This is a genomic window from Edaphobacillus lindanitolerans (assembly GCF_900156305.1).
In the GTDB taxonomy this organism is placed as follows: Bacteria; Bacillota; Bacilli; order Bacillales_A; family Planococcaceae; genus Bhargavaea; species Bhargavaea lindanitolerans.
This window is the reverse complement of the sequence record NZ_FTPL01000001.1, coordinates 899,759-921,652: the sequence shown is the minus strand read 5'-3', so window position 1 is coordinate 921,652 and position 21,894 is coordinate 899,759. Positions and strand designations below refer to the sequence as shown.

The following is a 21,894-nucleotide window of genomic DNA, read 5'->3' as shown; positions in this document are numbered from 1 at the left end:
GGGAGAAGCGAATTGAAAATCGATAAATTCAAGCTGAGAAGAATGATGCTTCAACTTAAAGAGCCGTTCCAGACCAGCTTCGGTACTCAGCAAGATCGGGAGTTCTTCATCGTGGAAGCATACAGCGGCGATGACGTAGGCTACGGGGAATGTGTGGTCAATTCCCGTCCGCTCTATAGTGAAGAAACTGTAAAAACTGCTTGGCATATTGCAGAAGACTTTTTGATCCCGGCGATTTTTGAAAAGGGAGAGATTCATCACCCTGACGAAGTAAGCGAACTTTTTGCCCCTTACCGCCGCAACAACATGGCGAAGTCTTCTGTGGAAGGCGCAATATGGGACTTATACGCGAAAAAGAACAAGGTCACATTGGCTGAAGCGCTCGGCGGAGACAAGAAGGAAATTGACGTCGGCATCAGCATCGGGATCCAGGAGTCCACAGAAAAGCTAATCCAGACAGTCGGAAAATATGTTGATGAAGGGTATAAGCGGATCAAAATAAAAATCAAACCGGGTACCGATGTTGAAGTGCTGAGAGCAGTCAGAGAGACATATCCGGAGATCGCCATGATGGCGGACGGTAACTCGGCCTATACATTGGACGACATCGAGACACTGAAACAGCTGGATAACCTGAACCTGACGATGATCGAGCAGCCTCTTGCACACGATGACATTATTGACCATGCTTCGCTGCAAAAAGAAATTAAGACCCCCGTATGTCTGGATGAAAGCATCCACTCGCTTGATGACGTTAAAAAAGCAGTTTCACTGGGCAGCTGCGAAATCATCAATATCAAGATTGGAAGGGTCGGCGGCCTGACGGAAGCGAAGAAAATCCATGACTATTGTGAGGGGCACGGCATTCCGGTATGGTGCGGCGGGATGCTGGAGTCGGGTATCGGCCGTGCGCATAATATTGCCCTTACGACATTATCCAACTTTAAGCTGCCGGGTGATACCGCAGCGTCGTCCAGGTACTGGTCGGAAGATATTATCAGTCCGGAAGTCACCGTCGAGGACGGCGTGATCCATGTCCCGGACAAGCCTGGAATCGGTTATGAACCGGTTGAAGAACTGCTGGATCGGTACACACTCGAAGTGAAGGAATTCAGACCGGAACCGGTCCGGGCCTGATCTAGATTCGCTCAATTGGAAAGCAGGATAAAAAACGCGAATCTCTGTTGAGATTCGCGTTTTTTCTACTCCTGATGGCTGCTTACTGCTTTACCAGGTCTCCGCCCTTCATGACCTTCAAGATGTTGTCATGGTCCGCCAACGAATAAATGTCCTCCAGCGGGTTCCCTTTCACGATGACCACATCCGCGAACTTTCCTTCTTCCAGCGTTCCCACCTTGTCTTCCCAGCCCATGCATTCCGCCGCGACTTTTGTCGTTGCGACGATGGCGTCCATCGGGGGCATGCCGCCCTCGACCATGAGGCCGAGTTCACGGAGGTTTGTCCCATGCTTGAAGACACCGGCGTCGGTGCCCATTGCGATTTTCACGCCTGCTTTGTATGCCTTCGTGAAGCTTTCTTTATGGGCTTCGATGACTTCCAGCGATTTATCCACTGCGGATTGCGGCATGCCGACTTCTTCCGCCGTTTCAAGGACCGCGACCGGAGCGAGGAGTGTCGGCACGAGATACGTGCCATGTTCCTTCATTAATTCAATGGCTTCGTCATCGAGGTAAATGCCGTGCTCGATCGAATGGATCCCTGCACGGACAGCGTTCTTGATGCCTTCTGCGCCCTGGGCATGTGCCATGACTTTGACGCCTTTGCGGAAGCGTGCTTCTTCGACGATCGCCGAGAGTTCTTCGAATGAATACTGCGTGAACTCCGGGTGATCGGTCGGGCTGAGAACGCCGCCGGTTGCGTGGACTTTGATCACTTCCGCACCCGCACGCAGCATTTCGCGAGTTTTTTTGCGCACTTCGTCCACACCGTCTGCAATCCCGGTCGGCATGCCGCGGTAGCCGGAAGGGGAGATGTCGAGCACATCGCCATTGATCTGCATGCCGTCGCCGTGTCCGCCTGTGATCGTCAGCGCATTGATGCTGAGCTGGATGCGCGGTCCTGTGATCAGTCCGTCCTCGATTGCGCGTTTGACACCGAGGTCCGTGCCGAGTGCATCCCGCACGGATGTGACACCCGCATCAAGCGTCTCTTTCATGTACTTCATGGCCTGATAGTACATGTAGCTGAACGGCGTGGTGAGCCGTTTTTCCATCGGGGTGTATTCGAACATCATATGGACATGAGTATCGATGAAACCCGGAAGGACCGCATTGCCCTCCGCGTCGATGATTCGTTCATCACCGGTTTTCTGATAGCCTTCAGCGTCTCCCACATACACGATCCGGTCGCCGTCCGTGACGACGATGCCTTGCCGGGGTTCCGATCCTGTTCCGTCGATGATGAGTCCGTTCTCAATGATGGTTGTAGTCATTTGAATGCCTCCAATTATAAGAATGAAACGAGTATGCCGGCCACCACGACCGAAGCGATTGTCACGGTCGTGAATCCGCCGATGAGCATCGGCGTCAGCAGTTCGTTGAAAATCATTTTCTCTTCTTCTTTTGATCGTGCCGTACTGCGTGCCACTTCTTCGCACATGATGTAGTCCGCCGGGAATCCGAACAGGGCGGTCAGGGCGACCGGCATCCCTTTGAACGGATCCCATTTGACAAGCTTGGAACCGACATACCCGCCAAGCGCGATGCCGGCAGTCCCGAGTACGATGATGACTGCGACTGCCGGGAGCTGTTCCAGAACTTCATGCGGCGACACGCCGGCCATCGAGCCGATTACGACGAATATAATGCCGAGCATCGTGATGGTGAACGAGTTTGCCTTCACGAGGGACTCGTGCTCGAGGAACCCGATTTTTGAGCCGATGATTCCGAATGCCAGACACCAGAGGCTGTAGTGGATCGGCGTGACGCTGCCGAGCACGACACCGGCCGCGCCGACAAGGAAGACGAAGAACAGCCGGATCGTCATGCTTGAACGGACCGGGCCGAGCTTGCCTGGCTCATCCTGGCCGGCCGAAGAAGTGCCGTTCATCGGCTTGAATGAACCATCGTCGATCTGGCCCAGCATGCGCTTGGCGTATGTGCGCATGAGGTTGAGCGCCAGCGGCATTCCGATCAGCCCCTGGAATGCCACGATCAAGGCAGGAATCAACACGATGGTCCCGAGGTCGAGTTCCTGCAGTTTCTCGGTCGTGATGATCATCGCGACAATCCCGCCGCTGATCGGCCCCATCCCTGCCACCGCTGTCTCAAAATTAAAGACGAATGGAATGACGGCGAAAACCAGGGCGGCTGCAATCACAATGCCCGACAGGGAGATGATGACTGCCCGGTATTGTTCCCGCAGTACTTTCATCGGGATGAGCGTGCCCATATGGACAATCGCCGGTCCGATCAGAATGGATCCAAGAACGGCGAACTGAGAACTTTCCAGCAGATCCGATGGGAAAATGCCTGTCCAGGAAAGGACCATGAAGCTGAACATGGCCGTCAGCAACATCGGAATCCGAGCGCGCGATATGATCGAAAGCCACTCTCCTAAAGCAATCAGCGCAAAAATCAGTACAGTGGCAACGAGTGGTGAATGAATAATTTCCGACATCCGCAATCCTTCTTTCCCAATCATAAGAATTCTGATAAGCATAAAATTATCAACGGTCTGATTCTACTGGCCTATCGGCATGAAGTCAATGAATTTTTAGAAATATATCGGATACTGTCGAATGGAATATCGCTTTTTGTAGTGACTGGTCGTCCGCCGTCTTTTGCAGAAATATTAATTTTGTTATGATAAGTCAATGGAGCATGAAGGAAGTGAGCGTTGTGAAATATCCGGATCATGAAGATGCCCCCGGTTTTCCGGTAGGATCCCTGTTCGGTTCCGCCCCTGTCGGACTGGTGATCCTGGATGGCCAGGGCAAGGCAAAAGTAAGCAATGCCCATGCGGGAGAGCTGTTCGACAGGCTGGGCATCCCGGAGGATCTGAATATCAAAAGCCGGTTGGAGATCGTTTCGGCCTCTGATTCAGCCAGCGTCGTCAAGGGGACGTTCAATGGGGAGACGCTCATCGGGAAAATGATCGAAAATGGCGGGGACGAGCTTCTGTTTTTATTGACGGAAGGGGAACTCGAACAGCTTCTGAATGGGGTCGATGCCTACCGGAATCTGATGCTGGATGTCAAAGCCATCTTTGACCACTCGTATGACGTGATCTATGTGTCCGACGGCAATGGGAAGACCTTGCGGGTGAGCTCCGCGTGTGAACGGCTATGGGGGTATAAGGAGAGCGAACTGGTCGGCAAGACGGTGTATCAGCTTGAGGCGGAAGGGGTGTATAAACCGTCCATCACGCGTGAAGTGCTGGAGCGGGGAGAAAAGGTTTCGCTCGTGCAGACGACCAAAACGGGACGCCGTTTGCTGGTGGTCGGTACCCCGATCAAAGACGCTTCCGGCAATATCATCCGGGTGGTGAATGCGTCCCGGGATGTAACTGAACTGAAGGAGCTCAAGGCGGAAATCGACCTGCAGAAACAGATGATGGAGGGGTACCGACAAGAGATTGAGCAGCTGCGCGAAAATGAAGCGCTGGAGCGCCGGTTCATCGCGAGGAGTTCCGAAATGCGCCGGGTGGTCCAGTTCGCCAAGCGAGTGGCGAAAGTGGATTCGCCGATTCTGCTGCTCGGAGAGTCGGGTGTCGGCAAAGAAGAGATCGCGATGCTGATCCACAAATGGAGCAACCGGAGCAGCAGCCCGTTCCTCGTCGCCAATTGTGAGACGGTGTCGGCTGAAATGCTGGAGCAGGAATTGCTCGGGGCGGACGGGCAGCTCGGACTGATCGACATGTCGAATTCGGGCACCTTGTTTCTGGAACAAGTGGACAGGATGCCGATGTCCACACAGGCGAAGCTCGTCCGCATTCTTCAGCGCGGCAGCTCTGAGGATCAGAAGGCGGATGTCCGGATTATCGCAACGGCGAACGAAGATTTGAAGAACCGGCTTGAGGATGGCCGGTTCAGGGAAGATTTTTATTACTTCCTGAACATCGTTCCGATAGAAGTGCCCCCTCTCCGGGCAAGACGGGAAGATATTGTGCCGCTCGTCCTCCATGTCTTGAGAGGGCTGAATGACCTCTATAAAGAAGACCGGAAAATTCAGCCGGCCGTGCTCAAAAGGCTGGAGGCTTATGACTGGCCGGGCAACGTCCAGGAGCTGAGAAATATTATCGAGCGCGTTTATGTCACGTCCGAGGGGCAGTGGATCACGCCTGACGCGCTGCCGCATTCACTTGCATTGAGTGGACAGGAAGCCGAGGCGGTTCAGGTACATAAGCTCATGCCGCTTAAACAGGCAGTTTCCATGGTCGAACGGCAGCTTCTGGAGATGGCCGGCAGAAAATTCTCTTCGACCACCCAAATTGCCCAGGCTCTCCATATTGACCAATCGACCGTAAGCAGAAAGATGAAACGGTACCTGATTGAAGACGAATAATGCAAAAAGGCAAACAGGCTATGCATTTCTGCATAAGTCCTGAAATCAACGGCCGTCCATGCTGAACTAGCAGGGCGGCCTTTTGGTTTGCGGAGAGTGAAAGCTGAGGAGATCTTGCAAAATTACATAGAAAAGTGCCGGAGATTGAATTGTCCGCGAATTATTCCGGTGATATAAATGAGGAAGCCGGCAAAGTACGAAGGTGTATCTCTGATTTATGGAAGCGTTTGCTTGAGAACAGAATAGGGGGATTGCAATGTTCAAGAAGAATTATCGATATCAGATCATGTTCATGATGGTCATCATGGTCATCATCAACTATATCGACCGCGGGGCCATCTCATACGCCCAGGCGGACATCATCAAGGAGTATGGGTTCGACCCGATTTCATGGGGAGCCGTGTTGGGGTACTTCGGGTTCGGTTACTTGTTCGGATCTTTGTTCGGGGGCTTCATGGCAGACAAGAAAGGACCGAAATTCGTATGGATCCTGGTCGGGATCGGCTGGTCCGTCTTTGTCATCGCGACCGCATTTGCCGGTGACATCGGGCTTGCTCTGTTCGGAGGGTCGGCACTCACCGGATTCGCCGTGATCCGGATCCTGTTCGGCTTCGCGGAAGGTCCGACCTTCTCCACGATCAACAAGACGAATGCCAACTGGGCGACTCCGAAAGAGCGGGGATTTGCCGTATCCATGGGCCTTCTCGGAACGCCGCTCGGCGCCATGCTGACTGCTCCCGCAGCAGTGCTGCTGCTATCTTTTACAAGCTGGAAAATCATGTTTCTCATCCTTGGATCGCTGGGGATCATCTGGGTGTTCTTCTGGGCGAGAATGTTTACGGATCTGCCGGAGGACAACCCGAAGGTTTCGAAGGAAGAACTTGAAAAAATCCGTTCCGTCAAAGATCTGCTGCCCAATGAGAAAGTCGTCAATCCTGATGATCATTCGATCAAGTGGTATCACTTCTTCAAAAACCCGACGCTCGTATTTAATGCATTCGGCTATTTTGCATTCCAGTATATCAACTTCCTGCTCCTGACCTGGACGCCGAAATATCTCCAGGATCAGTTCGGGTTCCAGCTGTCGTCCCTTTGGTACCTCGGAATGATCCCATGGATCGGCGCGTGCTTCACCGTCCTCTTGGGCGGGAAGATTTCCGATTACCTGCGGATGAAAACAGGCAGTCTCCGGATTGCCCGCTCAGGACTGGCCGTTGTGTCTCTGGCGCTCACGGCAATCTGCTTCATGCTTATCCCGACCGCCGATTCCATTATGGGTGTCATGATTCTGATGTGCATCGGGAATGCCTTCAACTCACTGCCGAACTCCGTCTACTGGTCGGTCGTCATTGATACGGAACCGAGCCGTGCCGGGACTTATGGCGGCATCACGCACTTTATCACGAACACGGCTACGATTATCGCACCGATCCTCACCGGCTTCCTCGTAGTGAGCTATGGCTATTCCGCCATGTTCACGGCAGCGGCAGTGGCTGCGGCAATCGGAATGCTCTGCATGATCTTCGTAAAGCCGGGACAGCGGCAGAAAGATGGAAAACTTAAAAAGGCGATGGCGTAAATGACATTCACTGATTTGAATCGAAAAATGAAAGCCGGAAAGATTTCCTCACTCGAACTTGTGCAAGAGAGCCTGAAGCGAATCGCGGAAGAAAATCCGGCAACGAATGCATTCATCACGATTGCAGCAGGGGAAGCACTGGAAACGGCAGCTGTGTTGGACAGGGAGGCTGCTGCCGGCAAATTCAGAGGTCCTCTTCATGGTATCCCTGTTGCCGTAAAAGACCTGATCGATACTAAGGGGATCCGGACAACGATGGGGTCCAAAGTGTATGCGGACAACGTCCCGGATGCAGATGCGGAAGTGGTCCGAAAGCTGAAAGAAGCCGGTGCCGTCCTGATCGGAAAGACGAACACGCACGAATTTGCCTATGGGCCGATCGGCGACAGATCCTACTTCGGCGCAAGCCGGAATCCGTACGACCCGAATAAAATCACAGGCGGCTCAAGCGGAGGATCCGGTGCAGCGGTCGGAGCGGGAATGGTGGTCGCTGCTATCGGGACGGACACCGGCGGCTCGATCCGGATTCCGGCTGCAGCCTGCGGGATTGTCGGGATGAAACCGACTTTCGGACTCGTTTCAAAAACCGGTTCCTTCCCGCTTGCCTATACACTGGACCACATCGGACCGATGACCCTGACCGTGAAAGACAATGCCGTACTGCTGAACGTCATGGCCGGACATGACCCGCACGATCCTTATTCCCTGAAATCCGATTCCCAGGAGGACTATGCTTCTGAAATCGGCAAAGGGGTGCGGGGGATCGTGATCGGGGTTCCCGATTGGTACTTTGACAGGATCGATCCGGAAGTCCGGGCAGCCGCAGAACACTGCCTGGAACTGTACGAAGGGCTGGGGGCCGTCGTCCGGAAAGTCAAAATGCCGGTGATTCCGAAGATAGCCCTTGCACAGTTCATCACAATCCAGGCAGAAGCCGCCGCTGTTCACCAGGAAACGCTGAAAAACCATGGCGGGGAGGTCGACGAGGAAGTCTACGAACGGCTCGTCGCCAGCCTGTCTGTGAAAGGCTATGAGTACGTCGATGCCCAAGTCGGAAGACCTGAGCTGATCCGCGAATACAACCGGGTGTTCGACGAGGCCGATGTTCTCCTGACCCCGACCATCCCGATGCTTCCGACGTGCATCGGGCAGCGCGAAGCCGAAATCGGCAACGAAACCGAAGCGGTTCGGAGTGCCCTGTTGCGGCTCACTTCGCCGACGAATTATACCGGAAACCCTTCATTGTCCATCCCGTCCGGCCTGTCCGGCAGCGGGCTCCCGATCGGTGTGCAGCTGATCGGCAAGCATCGGACCGAGGCGACGCTTTACAGGGTGGCGTATGCATTGGAGCAGGAACTTGGGCTGCAACGCGTGAATGGCCGGATACAGCCGGTTCTAGCAGCAGAGTGAATGGAAAAGGAGGACGCCGGCCGAGGCGCCTCCTTTTCTTTTGGCTTCAGGCAGGAGCAGGCTCCCCGGTGAAGAGGAAAGCTTGTTAAATAGTGTTTGATTGTTCAGAATGGGCAATAACAGAGGCCGTGGCGGATCGAACACAGCCGGAAAAGGAGTGGGTTCGGATGGAAGCGGGACAACCATTCAAAGCAGCCGTCGTGCAGGCGGGATCAGTGGTGTTTGACCGGGAGCAATCTGTAAACAAGGCTGTGAAACTGATCAGGGAGGCGGGGGAAAACGGGGCAAATATCATTTTGTTCCCGGAAGCGTTCCTGTCCGCCTATCCGAGGGGCATGTCATTCGGAACGAAAATCGGCAGCCGAAACGAAGAGGGCAGAACGGATTTCCGCCGGTATGCCGACAGCTCAGTCTTTGTGCCCGGTCCGGAAACCGACCGGATCGGAAAAGCCGCCAAGGAAGCGGGCGCCTATGTGGTGATGGGCATAATTGAAAAAGACCGGAATCAGAGCGGGGGAACACTGTATTGCACGGTCATTTTCATCGACCCGGACGGTCAGGTCATCGGCAAGCACCGCAAACTGAAGCCGACCGGAACAGAACGGCTTGTCTGGGGCGAGGGGGACGGGAGCACCCTGCCGGTATTCGATACGCCGTACGGACGGATCGGGGCACTGATCTGCTGGGAGAATTATATGCCGCTGGCCAGGATGGCAATGTATCAGAAAGGGGTCCAGATTTATTTGGCCCCGACAGCAGATTCCCGTGATACCTGGTTTGCCACCATGCGGCATATCGCCTGTGAAGGAAGATGCTTCGTCCTTTCCTGCAATCAATATTCGACAAAGGATATGTACCCGCCGGATATTGCAGAAAGGGAACTCGGGGACTTCGGGCACGAGGTGACCCGGGGCGGAAGCTGCATCGTGGATCCGCTCGGCGAATTCATCGTCGAACCCGTGATGGGCAAAGAGGAGATCCTTTATGCGGAACTCGATTTGTCGAAGATCACCGAAGCAAAGTTTGATTTTGACGTAGTCGGCCACTACGCACGCCCGGATGTGTTCAAATTCGAAGTGAATGAGAAGCCGATGGGTAATGGATAATTGGTTCACTAAGAGAACCACCAGAACAGAAGCGAACATGTTCGGTGGTTCGTAGTGTTTCTCTAATACGAGGGAGAGAAAAATGAGACGAGCGCTGGGAAGTGGCTTGAAGTTTAGATTTATGTATATAGGGGAATATTGGAAACATCGAAAGTGGACGGAGGAAATGCAATGCATGAACAACATCCTGAATATACGATGTTCCTATATGAACTGTCCCGCCTGGCAATGGACCACGAAAGTTGCGAAGTAGACGAGATCCGCCTGCAAATCGCCGAAGACATCGACCTTTTGGAACGAGCCCTATATGCACTTCAATGACTGTCTTGGGGATGGTCATTTTTTATTTTCTGAATGTTTGTTACGGATTCCCTTGGCTGTATAGAGAAATACAACTTAAATATTATGAAATTTTTGATATAATTTAAATGCGGGGTGACATTTTTGATTTTATATTAAAGGAAGAGAAGTATCTTTATGAAAAAGAAACGAAAAAAGCGTGTTCCAATAGGTGTTAAGATACTTGGACTTGTTATATCTTTGATTGTCATCATTGTGATTACAATAACTGGTGTATTCATTGTGATGAGTTTTAAAAAAGACCAAGAGAAGGCAGGGAATATTGCCCACCAAACTGCAAGATCATTATCTTATATGCCAATTGCTCAAGATGCATTCTATCAGAATGAGAAGATAGAGGACCTAAAAAATATCGTAGATAATCTACTAGAAGATATTGAGGCTTCAGCGATTGTTGTAACCTATCATAATCGCTTTTTTATTGTAAGGGGAAATCCGGATACTATTATTCAATTAATGGATGATCCAGCAAATGAAAAGGCGTTAATATTTGGAAGCAACTATGTAAAAACCATTGGAGATAAGAAAAATAAGGTGCTTGTCGGAGTTTCTCCAATCTTTGTAGAACACGGTGAATATAAGCAACTTGAAGGGACTATAATGGTTGCTTATGATCAAAAACAAATATTAAAGGATGTTATGAGCGAGTCAATTACACTCCTTATTGTATCCTCAATAGTATTATTGGCTGGTCTATTTGGCAGTATCATGCTTGCTAAAGATATTAAAAAAGATACATTGGGATTGGAACCTGGAGAAATCGCAGATCTCTACCATGAGAGAAAAGCTGTATTTATGTCTATAAAAGACGGGTTAATCGTGGTTGACCAAACAGGTGTCATCAATATGATCAATCGTTCCGCAAAACACCTTCTAAATATTAAAGGTGATGTGAAAGGGCTGCATCTAGCGCAATTATTCGATGGAGCTGATACCATCTGGAAGTTGTCGAACTCTGATGTGAGTAAGGAGTTTGAGTACTGTGGAAAAGTTATGCTGATCAGCAGGCAAGAAGTTCGTCGGCACAATCAAGTAAAGGGAATGATCATCAGCCTTTATGATAAAACAGAGATTAGAAAAATGGCCCGTTCACTCAGTGAAGAACGTCATTACATAGAAGATCTAAGAGCACAGGCACATGAATTTAAAAATAAAATGTATGTAATTTCAGGCCTAATCCAACTTGGGAAGACCAGGGAAGCAGTGCAGTTTCTTATGGAGGAGACTAGTAGTCTAGAGGATCAGAACAAATTCATTTCAGAATCTATAAAAGATGAAAAAGTGCAAGCGATTATTCTAGGCAAAAAAGCTAAAGCATCAGAACAACATGTCACTTTCAATGTTCATCCGGAATCTGCTCTTGGAATTCTTCCGCCTCACATTAGTTTAAACGCGTTGGTGACGGCATTAGGAAATTTAATAGACAACGCCATCGAGGCAGTGAAGGGACAAGATGAGACGAACGTCTCTCTTTTCTTTACAGACGTAGGGAATGACATCATTTTTGAGGTATCAGACAACGGGCCGGGTGTACGAGAGGAAGAAGGTTCTGTATTTAAAAAAGGATTTTCAACAAAAGGAGAAGGCCGGGGTTACGGGCTATGGAATGTAATGATGGAAGTTAATCGGTTATCAGGCGAGATTGAAATGCAATCTAACACTAAGGGAACTACTTTTACTATATTCATCCCTAAACATCCATGAGATAGGAGATGCATTGACCATGCTCAATGTTTTAATTGTAGAGGATGACTTTCGTGTAGCACAAATTCATGAGGGCTATTTAGGAAAGGTGAACGAAGTAAATTTGGTCGGCAAGGCAAAAAATGCTTTGGAAGCTTTGAAGTTACTTGAAGAGTATGAAACCGACTTGATCCTTCTTGATGTTTATATGCCGGATCAACTTGGAACCGATCTCTTAGCTACAATCCGTAACAAGTACACTGGCATCCATATCATATTAATCACAGCTTCGGACCATATAGATCATGTCCGAAAAGCTATAGAGTTCGGGGTCTTCCGCTATCTTTCCAAGCCAATTGAGATGGACCAATTTATCGGTGTCATCGAAGAAGTAAAAGATCGAACAGCCCTCTTGCATAGAGGAAGAGTTGATGAACACACGATCAATAAGCTATTTGGAGGAGAGTCCGAGCAAGAAGAAATTCTGCCTTCGGGTATTGACGCTCTTACATTAAAGAAAGTGACTGAACTAATAAAACAGCATCCAGAGGGGCTAAATTCCGAACAAGCCGGTACTTTATTAGGCACATCAAGGACAACAGCGAGAAGGTATTTAGAATACTTGGTCTCTACCGGATGTGCGAATTCTGAAAGCATATATGGACTGGTAGGCAGACCTGAACGGAAATATTTTTATGACGGCCAATAGTAGCCGTCTTTTTTGATGAGTCGTGAACTAATCGTGAACTAAATGAATAAAAGAGACTAAATATATTTAAAAAACAATAATTTGAAAACGTTTACACAACGTTATCTTACATACTAAGATAATCTCAATCACTCATATAACAAGGAGGAGATTCTAAATTGAAAAAGTGGCTGCTTTTAACTGCTACTGCTCTTATGCTTGCAAGTTGCGGTAATGGTACTGGCACTGGTAACGAAAGCGGTGATGCGGGGGAAGGAAAAACAGACTTTCCAAAGAAAAATATTGAAATCGTAGCACCTGCATCACCCGGTGGCGGCTGGGACCTGACAGCAAGAACAGTACAAAAAGTTTTGAAAGACAATGACTTGGTCGATAAAAACATCAATGTACAGAATAAGCCGGGCGGTGGCGGGGAAGTAGGGTGGAAGTATTTACAGAAAAAAGACTCTCACACATTGGCAGTGAATTCAGGATTGCTTGTAACCAACAAGCTTCTAGGAACAAGTCAACTAACCTATGAAGATTTTACGCCTTTGGCAATTTTGGCTACAGAGTGGCAATCTATTGCAGTCGCTGAAGATTCTCCATACGAAACGCTAGAGGACTTGATGAAAGCAATCAAGGAGGATCCTAAGGGAATCAAAATTGGAGTGGGCCCGGCTCTAGGAAATGATGATCATCTGTCTTTGGTACAGGCAGCAGATGAATATGGCATTAATCCGAGTGACTTGAACTTCCTTGTCTATGAGGGAGGGGGCGACGTAGTCACAGCACTGCTGGGACATCATGTAGATTTCGTGACAACCTCAATGTCAGAAGTTAAAGATCAACATCTTGCAGGCAAGGTGCGTATCCTAGCAATTTCTTCGGATGAGCGGCTTGATGAGCTGAAAGACGTGCCGACATATAAAGAGGAAGGCGTAGACATGGTGTTCCCTCACTGGCGTGGAATCATGGGGCCTCCTGGAATGAGTGAAGATGAGATCGCATATTGGGATGACAAGCTTGGAGAAATGGTGCAGACAGATCAATGGCTTGATTTACTGGATAACAACGACTGGGATGATTACTACATGGACAGCAAAGAAACTACCAAGTTCTTGGGAGAGCAAACCAAGCTGTATGAGGAACTTGTTGAAGACGCAGGATTGGGGAAATAACCTCTCCTGTGATCTTCATTTAAGGAGTGTTAGAAATGAAATGGTTTAAGATCGGCATGCCTGTCTTTTTGATATTACTCGGGCTCTTTTCATTAATCATGGCAATTAATTTACCTAAGGCCCACCTGGGTAATCCGAATGGGCCGTTGTATTTCCCGATTGGCATCAGTGTATTGTTACTAATATTTTCGGCGATTTATCTCTTTCAAGAAATTAAAGATGCGGAAGAGATCAACGAGCATATCGCAGATTTATTTAGCGGCAGGACCCCGAAACTGATTATCAGCACAATTATTCTGGGAGCACTATACGCCCTAATCTTTGAACCTTTTGGCTTTTTAATCTCAACTGTTCTTTTTCTAGGGGCACTTTTGTTCGTTGTGAATGGGCCAAAACGATGGAAAGCCAATATTATTGTAACTCTATCATTTTCGCTTATAACCTGGTATGCGTTCGGTGAGTTGTTGGGCGTTAGCCTACCGTAGGAGAGTGAATAAATATGGATGCATTTCTTGATGGATTGGTGACATCACTCCAACCGGTCAATATTATGTGGATCGTACTCGGGGGATTCCTAGGTACAATTGTTGGTATGCTACCAGGACTGGGACCAGCCACGGCTGTAGCGGTCTTAATCCCGGTAACGTTTGGAATGGATCCGGTAAGCGCTTTGATTTTAATGGCTGCTATCTATTATGGAGCAATGTATGGTGGATCCAGGAGCTCAATATTGCTAAACACTCCAGGTGATGGTTCAGCCATTGCAGCAACCTTTGATGGCTATCCAATGGCCAGGCAAGGGAAAGCCGGGCAGGCAATGGCATTGTCTGCGGTCGCCTCATTCATTGGCGGTATTATGGCCACTTTTGGCTTCATTCTGCTAGCCCAGCCGCTCGCAAACTTCGCACTAAAGTTCGGTCCTGCCGAATACTTTTTGCTTATGCTTCTAACTCTCTCGGCGATCATTTCACTTTCAATGGGCAAAATGATCAAAGGATTTATTTCTATGAGCCTTGGTCTCCTAATCAGTACAATTGGTATCGATACACAGACAGGAGTTTATCGGTTCACATTTGGAATGGTTGAACTCAGTGAGGGCATAGACTTTCTGATTGTAATTATCGGTATTTATGCTGTCGGGGAAGTTCTATATAACTTTTTGAACATTGATGACGAGAAGAGGGAAAAGAAAGAAGTAGGGAAAATATGGTTTACGAAAGAGCAGTGGAAGCGGTCTAGATGGCCTATCCTTAGAAGTGGACCTCTCGGTTTTATCATCGGAGTTTTGCCCGGAGCAGGCGGTTCAATTGCGGCGATGCTTTCTTATACAACAGAAAAGCAGTTGTCTAAGAAGCCAGAGGAGTTTGGAAAAGGAGCGCCTGAGGGCTTGGCGGCACCAGAATCAGCAAATAACGCAGCATCTGTAGGGGCAATGATTCCACTGCTGACGATGGGTATTCCAGGTTCCGGAACAACCGCAGTCATGCTCGGTGCATTGGTTATGCTTGGAATACGTCCGAGACCATTACTGTTTGAAAACGAGCCGGAAACCGTTTGGACACTTGTAAACAGTATGTTTGTCGGTAACATTGCCTTAATTATCATCAATATCGTATTAGTTGGCCTTCTCGTGAAAATTTTGGATACTCCGGCCAAAATACTATACCCTCTTATCATCATGCTGGCGTTTATTGGAACTTACACTTTAAGCTATACAGCTGTCGATTTCTTTTTCCTTTTGCTGTTCGGCTACTTTGGTCTTGTATTAAAGATTTTGGACTTCCCGATCGCTCCGTTAATTTTGGCAGTGATTGTAGGAGGAGACATGGAACAGAACTTCAGGATGGCTTTAACCTCTTCGAATGGCAGCCTTGGTATCTTCTTTGGTTCAGGAGTTTCGATAGTATTGATCACCCTTACCGTTCTTTCACTATTCTATCCACTGATCATGAACATTGTACAAAGGCGTAAGGCTGCAACTAATACAGACTAAAAGGAGCATGAAATTAATATGGAGACAAAATATGACGTAATTGTAGTTGGAGCAGGAAATGCTGCACTTTGTTCTGCAATTGCTGCGCAGGAGCAAGGAAGCTCGGTTCTCGTTATAGAAAGGGCACCGAAAGAAAAGAAAGGAGGGAACTCATTCTTCACGGATGGAGCAATTCGTGCTGCTTACAATGACTTAGAGAATATAAGGACGGTTGTAAAAGATTTATCAGAGGAAGAAGCCGTCAACACAGTTATGCCTACATATACAGAGGATGATTTTTATGAAGACTTGATGCGGGTTACCAAGAATGAGAGTGATCCGGAACTGGCAAGTACTCTCGTAGCTGAGTCGTTTAAAACTATACAGTGGATGAATGAACATGGTGTTGAATTTGAACTTAATAAAGGAAATCAATCCTTCGTTGAAAAGGGCAAACGAATTTTTTGGGGCGGCTTGCCCTTGAAGACAAAGGAAAAAGGTATTGGGCTTATGAGAACATTATTCAGACGCGCAGAAGAACTTGGAATTCATATTATCTATAATTCCAGAGCTACAGAAATATTGCTGGACCAGGAACGAGTCTGCGGTTTGAAAGCAGTCATTGAGGGTGAGAACAAAATATTCACATGTAAGAGCATAATCCTTGCCTGCGGCAGTTTTGAGGCAAATAAAGAAATGCGCAAGAACAATATCGGAGAAGAATGGGAAGCTGCCATTGTAAGAGGAACGGAGTACAATACCGGTGATGGAATTGATATGGCACTGCGCGTGGGTGCCCGACGTTTCGGCCAATGGGATGGGTGTCATGCAATCGGTACAGATGCGAACGCACCAAAGTCCGGTGACTTTAATAAACCGGGAGATATTTTCAAGAAACATTCTTACCCACTCAGCATTATGGTGAATAAGGATGGGCAAAGGTTTGTTGATGAAGGGGCAGATTTCCGAAACTATACCTATGCGAAGTATGGCAAGGAAGTGCTTAGACAACCTGATCACATTGCTTTTCAGATTTTTGATTCAAAAGTCCGACCGCTACTTAGAGAAGAATACAATCTTGAAGAAGCAACAGTTTACAAAGCCGCTACTATTGAAGAATTGGCAGAACAGTTGCCGATTGCATCAGAAGCTTTCCTTTCCACTATTAATTATTACAATGCGGCAGTCCAAGAGGGAGATTTTAACCCCTCCATAAAAGATGGAAAGCACACTGAAGGCATTATGCCTCCGAAAACTAACTGGGCCAATACAATAGATAAAGGGCCATTTTACGCTTATCCGGTTACGTGTGGAATCACATTTGCTTTCGGAGGTGTCCATGTAGATCCAGAGGGACATGTTTTGAACGAGAACGAACAGCCTATTCCTGGATTGTATGCTGCAGGAGAAATGGTGGGCGGTATTTTCTATCATAATTATCCAGGAGGCTCGGGTTTGATGTCAGGGTCTGTATACGGAAAGATTGCTGGCACCAGTGCTGGGATATTCAGCAGCATGGGCTAACAAACCTTAAATGCCGCCAGCTTATTGGTGGCATTTTCTTTAACGAAGGAAGGGCAGAGAGTGATGAAAAAAGTCCTGTTTTTAATATCGCTGGTAATGTATTTCATTTTTGTACCCGGATATACTCCTTTCCCCGTTGAAGTAAGAGCCCTTGCCGTGCTCGCCATTATACAGATTCTTTGGATTGGCCGTGTTTTTCCCTTGGCACAGGGAGCCCTTCTACTAATGGTCATTCTATCGTTTCACTTCTTTACATACGAAGAAACTTTGACCTATTTTGCATCCCCGATCGTCTGGCTATTGTTCTCAACATTTTTTATATCCCATGCTTTTATTGAAACTGGCTTGGCTGCTCGAATATCCCTGAAAGTATTACAGCTATCCGGTGGAGAGAGCCGATTGCTCATTCTTATCTCATACGTACTCACTATCCTTCTGTCTCTCGTTTTGCCATCAAATGTGGGAAAAGGAAGTTTGGTCGCATCAGTTTTCGATGGGATTTTAAAAAACATGAGGCCTATAGCTGATATAAAAAATGTCGGACGCTCCATGTTTATCGGGTTAACCTATATCGTTCCAATTTCAGGAGCTCTTGTAGCCACGGGAGCCAGTTCAACTATTTATGTCTTTGGGATACTCGGAGAACAAGGAGAGCAACTTACATATTTATCTTGGCTTATTGCCTTTGCTCCACCAGTATTCTTGTTTGCATTTTTTCTATGGCTACTATCGATAACTGTCTTTCCCCCAGAAAAAATTAATCGGAAGTCCTTGGTCGATGTGCTAAGACAGAAAGAAAAGGAGCTGGGAAAGCTTAATGTTTCGGAGAAGAAAGTCTTAGTCATTATTAGTGTGACTTTAATTCTTTGGACAACGCAGCCCTTACACGGCATCTCGATTCCGCTGATCGGTCTTTTTGGCGCTTCTTTGACAATGCTGCCCGGCATAGGCGTATGGACTTGGGAACAGGGAAGACAGTCGGTTGACTGGGATATGATGTTGTTTTTCGCAGCCACCATAATGGTTTCAGGAATGTTGATCCATACAGGCACAATCCGTTTGGTATCTAATGTACTGGTTAATCTTCTAGGTGGTCACTCCATGATCCTTATAATTCTCGGAATGCTCACCCTAACCATGTGTCTGCGCTTAATCTTTGTTAATATCCTTGGCCTGCTAACTATTGTACTGCCTTTGAGCATGGCTGTTGGAGAATCCTTATCGTCCCATGCGGCTGAAAACCTTGCCATGGCCGTGTTTCTGGCCGGAGTTCCAGGGTTTTTATTCATTACACAGTCTCCAGTACATTTAATCGCACATTCCTATCAATACTTTTCGGAGAAGGACCTGGTTAAGCTTGGAATACCGGCTACTGCTATATGGGGAGTAATGATAGTGGCAACTGCATTCCTATGGTGGTAATAAAGTGAATGGAAAACCTGTTTATGAAAACAAATTATATTCATTTGAATAAGGAGGATTCCCATATGAGTTGGTTCGTACAGGAACAGTCCAGGCAGGAAAAGCTCGCGGAGCGATTTATGGAAGAAGTGCGTAAGAAGGAGATTTTAAAAATTCCCGGGGCTCATGATGGAATGTCTGCATTAATTGCTAAACAAGCCGGATTCCAGGCGCTCTATTTATCGGGGGCTGCCTATTCGGCGAGCAGGGGATTACCTGATCTTGGCATGATTTATTCAAACGAGGTTGCAGAGCGAGCAGGGGAACTCGTGCGAGCAACCGACCTTCCTGTTCTTGTTGATATTGATACCGGATATGGAGGTATTCTAAACTGTGTCCGGACAGCGTTGGAAATGAAGGAACACCGTGTTGCTGCCGTCCAGATAGAGGACCAGGTCATGCCAAAGAAGTGTGGACACCTTAATGGAAAAGTGTTGGTGTCCGTAGTGGAGATGATACAAAAAATCAGGGCAATCAAAGAAGCGGTTCCTTCCCTCATTGTTGTGGCGAGGACAGATGCGGTCGCTGTCGAAGGGATGGAAGGGGCGATTGAACGTGCGAATGCTTATGTGGGGGCAGGGGCAGATGTCATTTTCAGTGAAGCCCTCACCTGTAAGGATGAATTTAAGGCATTTAAAGAACGTGTGAGAGCTCCCCTCCTTGCCAATATGACCGAATTCGGTCAGACGCCATATTACACTTCAGAAAAATTCGAGCAATTCGGTTACAGTATCGTTATCTACCCTGTAACCTCCCTCCGGGTTGCCGCAAAAGCATACGAGCGAGTATTCAATGAGATTTATAAACAAGGAACCCAAAAAGGTAGCTTGGCTGACATGCAAACCCGGAAAAGCCTGTATGAGACTATTAGATACTTCGAGTATGAAGAGTTGGATGGAGAGATTGCGAAAACAAAGGGATGGATGGAAGGTAATAGTGATCCCGAGCACGGTGGGTCATTAAGCTGAAGAAAATCTCTATTTACCTATCTCTCAACTTTCAGCAAGCCGATTGAGACTATTAAGAGTACTGAAATAGCGGAATCTCCAAAAGGAGATTCCGCTATTATCTTTGGTTTCAATGGTTTCCATCAGAATGGTCCCCAACCCATCCAGACACCGATCATCAGGAAGATTGCTCCGAGCACGGTCCAGATGAGCAGGAGTGGTGCCACGAACTTTGCCCATTTTGTCCAAGGCACGCCGGCTACGGCAAGGCAGGCCATGAGGACACCGGAAGTCGGTGTGATGATATTCGTGAATCCATCGCCCATTTTATAGGCTTGGACGGCAACTTGCCGCGGCACTTCCATGATGTCCGCGAGCGGAGTCATGATCGGCATGACGATCACGGCCTGCCCGCTTCCGGATGTGACCAGGAAATTGAACAGTTCATTGGCGATGAACATGACGACCGCTCCGGTGGCGCTTGTAAAGGGAGTCATGAGCATGGCCATCCCTTCCACAATCGTGTCCAGGATTTTCCCGTTTTCGAGGATGACGACAATGGAACGGGCCATCCCGATGATGAGTGCGCCGTAAACCAGCCCTTTTGCCCCGTTAAAGAATTCTGCGACCAGGTTGTTCGGCGTAATCCGGTCGATGAGGGCTGTTCCGACAGCGATCACCAGGAAAATGGCCGCCATCTCATTGAGCCCCCATTGATGCTGGAATACGCCATACACGTAAATCCCGATTCCGACTGCCAGCCAAAGGAGTACGAGCTTATGTATCAGAGTCATTTCCTTGTTTCCGTCCACTTCTGCATCTTTATCGACTTTCGGGAACGGGTTGCCGCTCAGGACCCCTTTGGAAGGATCTTTCTGTATCTTCTTGGCGTACCAGAAGATGTACAGCATGGTCACGAGCACAATGGTAGAGAAGATCACGACACGATAACCGACCCCGGAGAAAATCGGGAGCTCAGCTATCTGCTGGGCGGTCCCCGTTGTCAAAGGATCCAGGAAAGCCGTGGCAAATCCCGAGTAAGCCCCGAGATAAATGATCGACACCCCTACGATCGCGTCGAATTTCATCGAGCGCGCAAGGATGATGCCGATCGGGATGAACGCGATGACGGCGTTGACGACAATGCCGAGTGCCCCGAAGATGGAAAACAGGATCATGACCCCGGCGATCAGGACCAGTTCCTTGTTTTTCGTTTTCTCGATCGTTTTCAGGATGAGCGCATCAATTGCGCCGGTCGATTCGATGACCGCGAACGATCCGCCGATGATGAGGACGAGGAAAATCAGCGGGGCGGCCGCGACCATGCCTTCCTGGATGGCCAGGAATACATCGAGCAGACCGGCTGACGAGGAGTCGATCTGCGAGTAGCTTCCCGGAACCACGATCGTAGCGGAGTCCGTTTCCTGCCGTTCGTATTCCCCGGCCGGCACAACCCAAGTCAGAACAGCCGCCAAGGCGAGGATGATGAACAGGATGACATAAGCATCCGGCAATGCGAATTTTTTCTTCAATGAAGGCCTCCCTCTTCCAAAAACAGCAGAGTTTTCGGAATGTTGTATTGACTACGAATAGATTAAACCATATAATTTATTTTAGCAATAATAAATTTATTGATTCAAAGGATGGCTGTTTGATGGCTTACCGTGAAAAAACAATGCAATCGTTTGAGTCCCTGACGCCGGGGTTGAAAAAAGTGGGGGAGGCGCTGATCGCCAATCCGATCTTGTTCGCGACGAAACCGGCTCGCCAGATTGCGGAAGTATTGGGCGTGGGGGAAACGATGATTGTCCGGTTCTCCAAAGCGGTCGGGTTTGGAGGATTCGGAGATCTGCAAAAAGATGTGAGAAAGACGTTGATGGCCGGTCCGTCTCTGGTCGGGATGGATGATGAAGGACGCACAAACTCATTTGCAGGCGTGATCAAAAGTGATATCCAAAACCTGCAGCGGACTTCCGAAGAGCTGGATGCGGAATCGGCGCAGATGTTCGTGGAAACGATCGCAGAAGCGAAAACGATGCAGGTCGTCGGCTATTATCAGTCGTTTCCGTTTGCGCACTGGTTTGCGTTTTTGCTCAACACCATAAAGGAGGATGTTTCGCTTTTTCGTCCTGAAACGGATATCGGCATCACGAAAAAGGGACCGGCCCATTGTGTGTTGATCTTTTCGTATTATCGGTATGCGCTCGGAACGATCCGGCTTGCCGAAGAAGCCAAGGCCAACGGGAACCGGGTCCTCGTCATCACGGACTCTTCCTTGTCACCGGTCGTGCCCCATGCCGACCGGGTGCTCGTCCTGCCGGGGGCGGAAAAGTCGGCGATTGAAAAAGGGCCGGTCACCTTATCGGTGATGAACGCGCTGCTGCTTCATATCGCGGAGCGGGTGGGCAAGCTGGACTTCATCAATCCGGCGAATCAATATTTCATTCAATAAGAGGGG

18 protein-coding genes are annotated in these 21,894 nt (G+C 48.6%); 15 read left to right on the top strand and 3 right to left on the bottom strand.

Annotated features, from left to right (window positions below; genetic code table 11):
• The first annotated feature begins 12 nt into the window (after positions 1–12).
• Positions 13–1,137 carry an o-succinylbenzoate synthase gene (gene menC / locus B0B07_RS04345; protein ID WP_076757114.1) on the top strand — a complete coding sequence of 375 codons (1,125 nt, stop codon included), beginning with the start codon at positions 13–15 and terminating at the stop codon, positions 1,135–1,137.
• Positions 1,138–1,219: 82 nt separating this feature from the next.
• On the opposite strand, the gene B0B07_RS04340 is transcribed toward menC, so the two are convergent.
• Together B0B07_RS04340 and B0B07_RS04335 are read right to left on the bottom strand one after the other, a co-directional pair.
• Positions 1,220–2,452 (bottom strand): metal-dependent hydrolase family protein, encoded by a 1,233-nt coding sequence (locus B0B07_RS04340; protein ID WP_076757113.1) that lies wholly within the window; start codon positions 2,450–2,452, stop codon positions 1,220–1,222.
• Positions 2,453–2,466: 14 nt separating this feature from the next.
• The gene (locus tag B0B07_RS04335; RefSeq protein ID WP_200805776.1) at positions 2,467–3,639 is read right to left on the bottom strand and encodes a hypothetical protein; all 1,173 of its coding nucleotides are present in this window, start codon (positions 3,637–3,639) and stop codon (positions 2,467–2,469) included.
• Positions 3,640–3,860: 221 nt separating this feature from the next.
• On the opposite strand from B0B07_RS04335, the gene B0B07_RS04330 reads away from it, so the two are divergent.
• From B0B07_RS04330 to prpB, 13 genes are all read left to right on the top strand, one after another.
• Positions 3,861–5,525 (top strand): sigma-54 interaction domain-containing protein, encoded by a 1,665-nt coding sequence (locus B0B07_RS04330; protein ID WP_159438418.1) that lies wholly within the window; start codon positions 3,861–3,863, stop codon positions 5,523–5,525.
• Between the two features lie 256 nt (positions 5,526–5,781).
• Entirely contained in the window at positions 5,782–7,104 is a 1,323-nt protein-coding gene (locus B0B07_RS04325; RefSeq protein WP_076757112.1) for an MFS transporter, read from the top strand.
• Positions 7,105–8,514, top strand: a complete 1,410-nt coding sequence (locus B0B07_RS04320) for an Asp-tRNA(Asn)/Glu-tRNA(Gln) amidotransferase GatCAB subunit A (protein WP_076757111.1) — start codon at positions 7,105–7,107, stop codon at positions 8,512–8,514.
• Between the two features lie 167 nt (positions 8,515–8,681).
• Complete coding sequence (locus B0B07_RS04315) at positions 8,682–9,620, top strand: carbon-nitrogen hydrolase family protein (RefSeq protein ID WP_076757110.1); 939 nt, start codon at positions 8,682–8,684, stop codon at positions 9,618–9,620.
• 171 nt (positions 9,621–9,791) lie between these two features.
• Positions 9,792–9,941: a hypothetical protein gene (locus B0B07_RS15220; RefSeq protein ID WP_159438417.1), complete on the top strand. Its 150-nt coding sequence runs from the start codon at positions 9,792–9,794 to the stop codon at positions 9,939–9,941.
• A 156-nt stretch (positions 9,942–10,097) separates the two neighbouring features.
• Complete coding sequence (locus B0B07_RS04310) at positions 10,098–11,684, top strand: sensor histidine kinase (RefSeq protein WP_076757109.1); 1,587 nt, start codon at positions 10,098–10,100, stop codon at positions 11,682–11,684.
• Between the two features lie 19 nt (positions 11,685–11,703).
• Positions 11,704–12,372: a response regulator gene (locus tag B0B07_RS04305; RefSeq protein ID WP_076757108.1), complete on the top strand. Its 669-nt coding sequence runs from the start codon at positions 11,704–11,706 to the stop codon at positions 12,370–12,372.
• A 158-nt stretch (positions 12,373–12,530) separates the two neighbouring features.
• Positions 12,531–13,532, top strand: a complete 1,002-nt coding sequence (locus B0B07_RS04300) for a tripartite tricarboxylate transporter substrate binding protein (RefSeq protein ID WP_076757107.1) — start codon at positions 12,531–12,533, stop codon at positions 13,530–13,532.
• A 35-nt stretch (positions 13,533–13,567) separates the two neighbouring features.
• The gene (locus B0B07_RS04295) at positions 13,568–14,017 is read left to right on the top strand and encodes a tripartite tricarboxylate transporter TctB family protein (protein ID WP_076757106.1); all 450 of its coding nucleotides are present in this window, start codon (positions 13,568–13,570) and stop codon (positions 14,015–14,017) included.
• A gap of 14 nt (positions 14,018–14,031) precedes the next feature.
• Positions 14,032–15,525 (top strand): tripartite tricarboxylate transporter permease, encoded by a 1,494-nt coding sequence (locus B0B07_RS04290; RefSeq protein ID WP_076757105.1) that lies wholly within the window; start codon positions 14,032–14,034, stop codon positions 15,523–15,525.
• An 18-nt stretch (positions 15,526–15,543) separates the two neighbouring features.
• The gene (gene tcuA, locus B0B07_RS04285; RefSeq protein ID WP_076757104.1) at positions 15,544–17,028 is read left to right on the top strand and encodes an FAD-dependent tricarballylate dehydrogenase TcuA; all 1,485 of its coding nucleotides are present in this window, start codon (positions 15,544–15,546) and stop codon (positions 17,026–17,028) included.
• 63 nt (positions 17,029–17,091) lie between these two features.
• Positions 17,092–18,450 (top strand): SLC13 family permease, encoded by a 1,359-nt coding sequence (locus B0B07_RS04280; RefSeq protein WP_200805788.1) that lies wholly within the window; start codon positions 17,092–17,094, stop codon positions 18,448–18,450.
• A 65-nt stretch (positions 18,451–18,515) separates the two neighbouring features.
• Positions 18,516–19,457: a methylisocitrate lyase gene (prpB, locus tag B0B07_RS04275; protein WP_076757102.1), complete on the top strand. Its 942-nt coding sequence runs from the start codon at positions 18,516–18,518 to the stop codon at positions 19,455–19,457.
• 122 nt (positions 19,458–19,579) lie between these two features.
• Here prpB and B0B07_RS04270 read toward each other — a convergent pair whose 3' ends face one another.
• Positions 19,580–20,968: a YfcC family protein gene (locus B0B07_RS04270; protein WP_076757101.1), complete on the bottom strand. Its 1,389-nt coding sequence runs from the start codon at positions 20,966–20,968 to the stop codon at positions 19,580–19,582.
• Between the two features lie 122 nt (positions 20,969–21,090).
• Here B0B07_RS04270 and B0B07_RS04265 point away from each other — a divergent pair, with 122 nt between their 5' ends.
• Positions 21,091–21,888 (top strand): MurR/RpiR family transcriptional regulator, encoded by a 798-nt coding sequence (locus B0B07_RS04265; protein ID WP_076757100.1) that lies wholly within the window; start codon positions 21,091–21,093, stop codon positions 21,886–21,888.
• Positions 21,889–21,894: the final 6 nt, after the last annotated feature.

What these genes read in the sequence shown, in the direction of transcription:
- B0B07_RS04290 (WP_076757105.1), top strand. Translation starts at nt 14,032, where the DNA reads ATGGATGCATTTCTTGATGGATTGGTGACATCACTCCAACCGGTCAAT.
- B0B07_RS04325 (WP_076757112.1), top strand. Translation starts at nt 5,782, where the DNA reads ATGTTCAAGAAGAATTATCGATATCAGATCATGTTCATGATGGTCATC.
- B0B07_RS04315 (WP_076757110.1), top strand. Translation starts at nt 8,682, where the DNA reads ATGGAAGCGGGACAACCATTCAAAGCAGCCGTCGTGCAGGCGGGATCA.
- B0B07_RS04340 (WP_076757113.1), bottom strand. Translation starts at nt 2,452, where the DNA reads ATGACTACAACCATCATTGAGAACGGACTCATCATCGACGGAACAGGA.
- B0B07_RS15220 (WP_159438417.1), top strand. Translation starts at nt 9,792, where the DNA reads ATGCATGAACAACATCCTGAATATACGATGTTCCTATATGAACTGTCC.
- B0B07_RS04305 (WP_076757108.1), top strand. Translation starts at nt 11,704, where the DNA reads ATGCTCAATGTTTTAATTGTAGAGGATGACTTTCGTGTAGCACAAATT.
- B0B07_RS04320 (WP_076757111.1), top strand. Translation starts at nt 7,105, where the DNA reads ATGACATTCACTGATTTGAATCGAAAAATGAAAGCCGGAAAGATTTCC.
- B0B07_RS04265 (WP_076757100.1), top strand. Translation starts at nt 21,091, where the DNA reads ATGGCTTACCGTGAAAAAACAATGCAATCGTTTGAGTCCCTGACGCCG.
- B0B07_RS04280 (WP_200805788.1), top strand. Translation starts at nt 17,092, where the DNA reads ATGAAAAAAGTCCTGTTTTTAATATCGCTGGTAATGTATTTCATTTTT.
- B0B07_RS04335 (WP_200805776.1), bottom strand. Translation starts at nt 3,639, where the DNA reads ATGTCGGAAATTATTCATTCACCACTCGTTGCCACTGTACTGATTTTT.
- B0B07_RS04310 (WP_076757109.1), top strand. Translation starts at nt 10,098, where the DNA reads ATGAAAAAGAAACGAAAAAAGCGTGTTCCAATAGGTGTTAAGATACTT.
- B0B07_RS04295 (WP_076757106.1), top strand. Translation starts at nt 13,568, where the DNA reads ATGAAATGGTTTAAGATCGGCATGCCTGTCTTTTTGATATTACTCGGG.
- tcuA (WP_076757104.1), top strand. Translation starts at nt 15,544, where the DNA reads ATGGAGACAAAATATGACGTAATTGTAGTTGGAGCAGGAAATGCTGCA.
- prpB (WP_076757102.1), top strand. Translation starts at nt 18,516, where the DNA reads ATGAGTTGGTTCGTACAGGAACAGTCCAGGCAGGAAAAGCTCGCGGAG.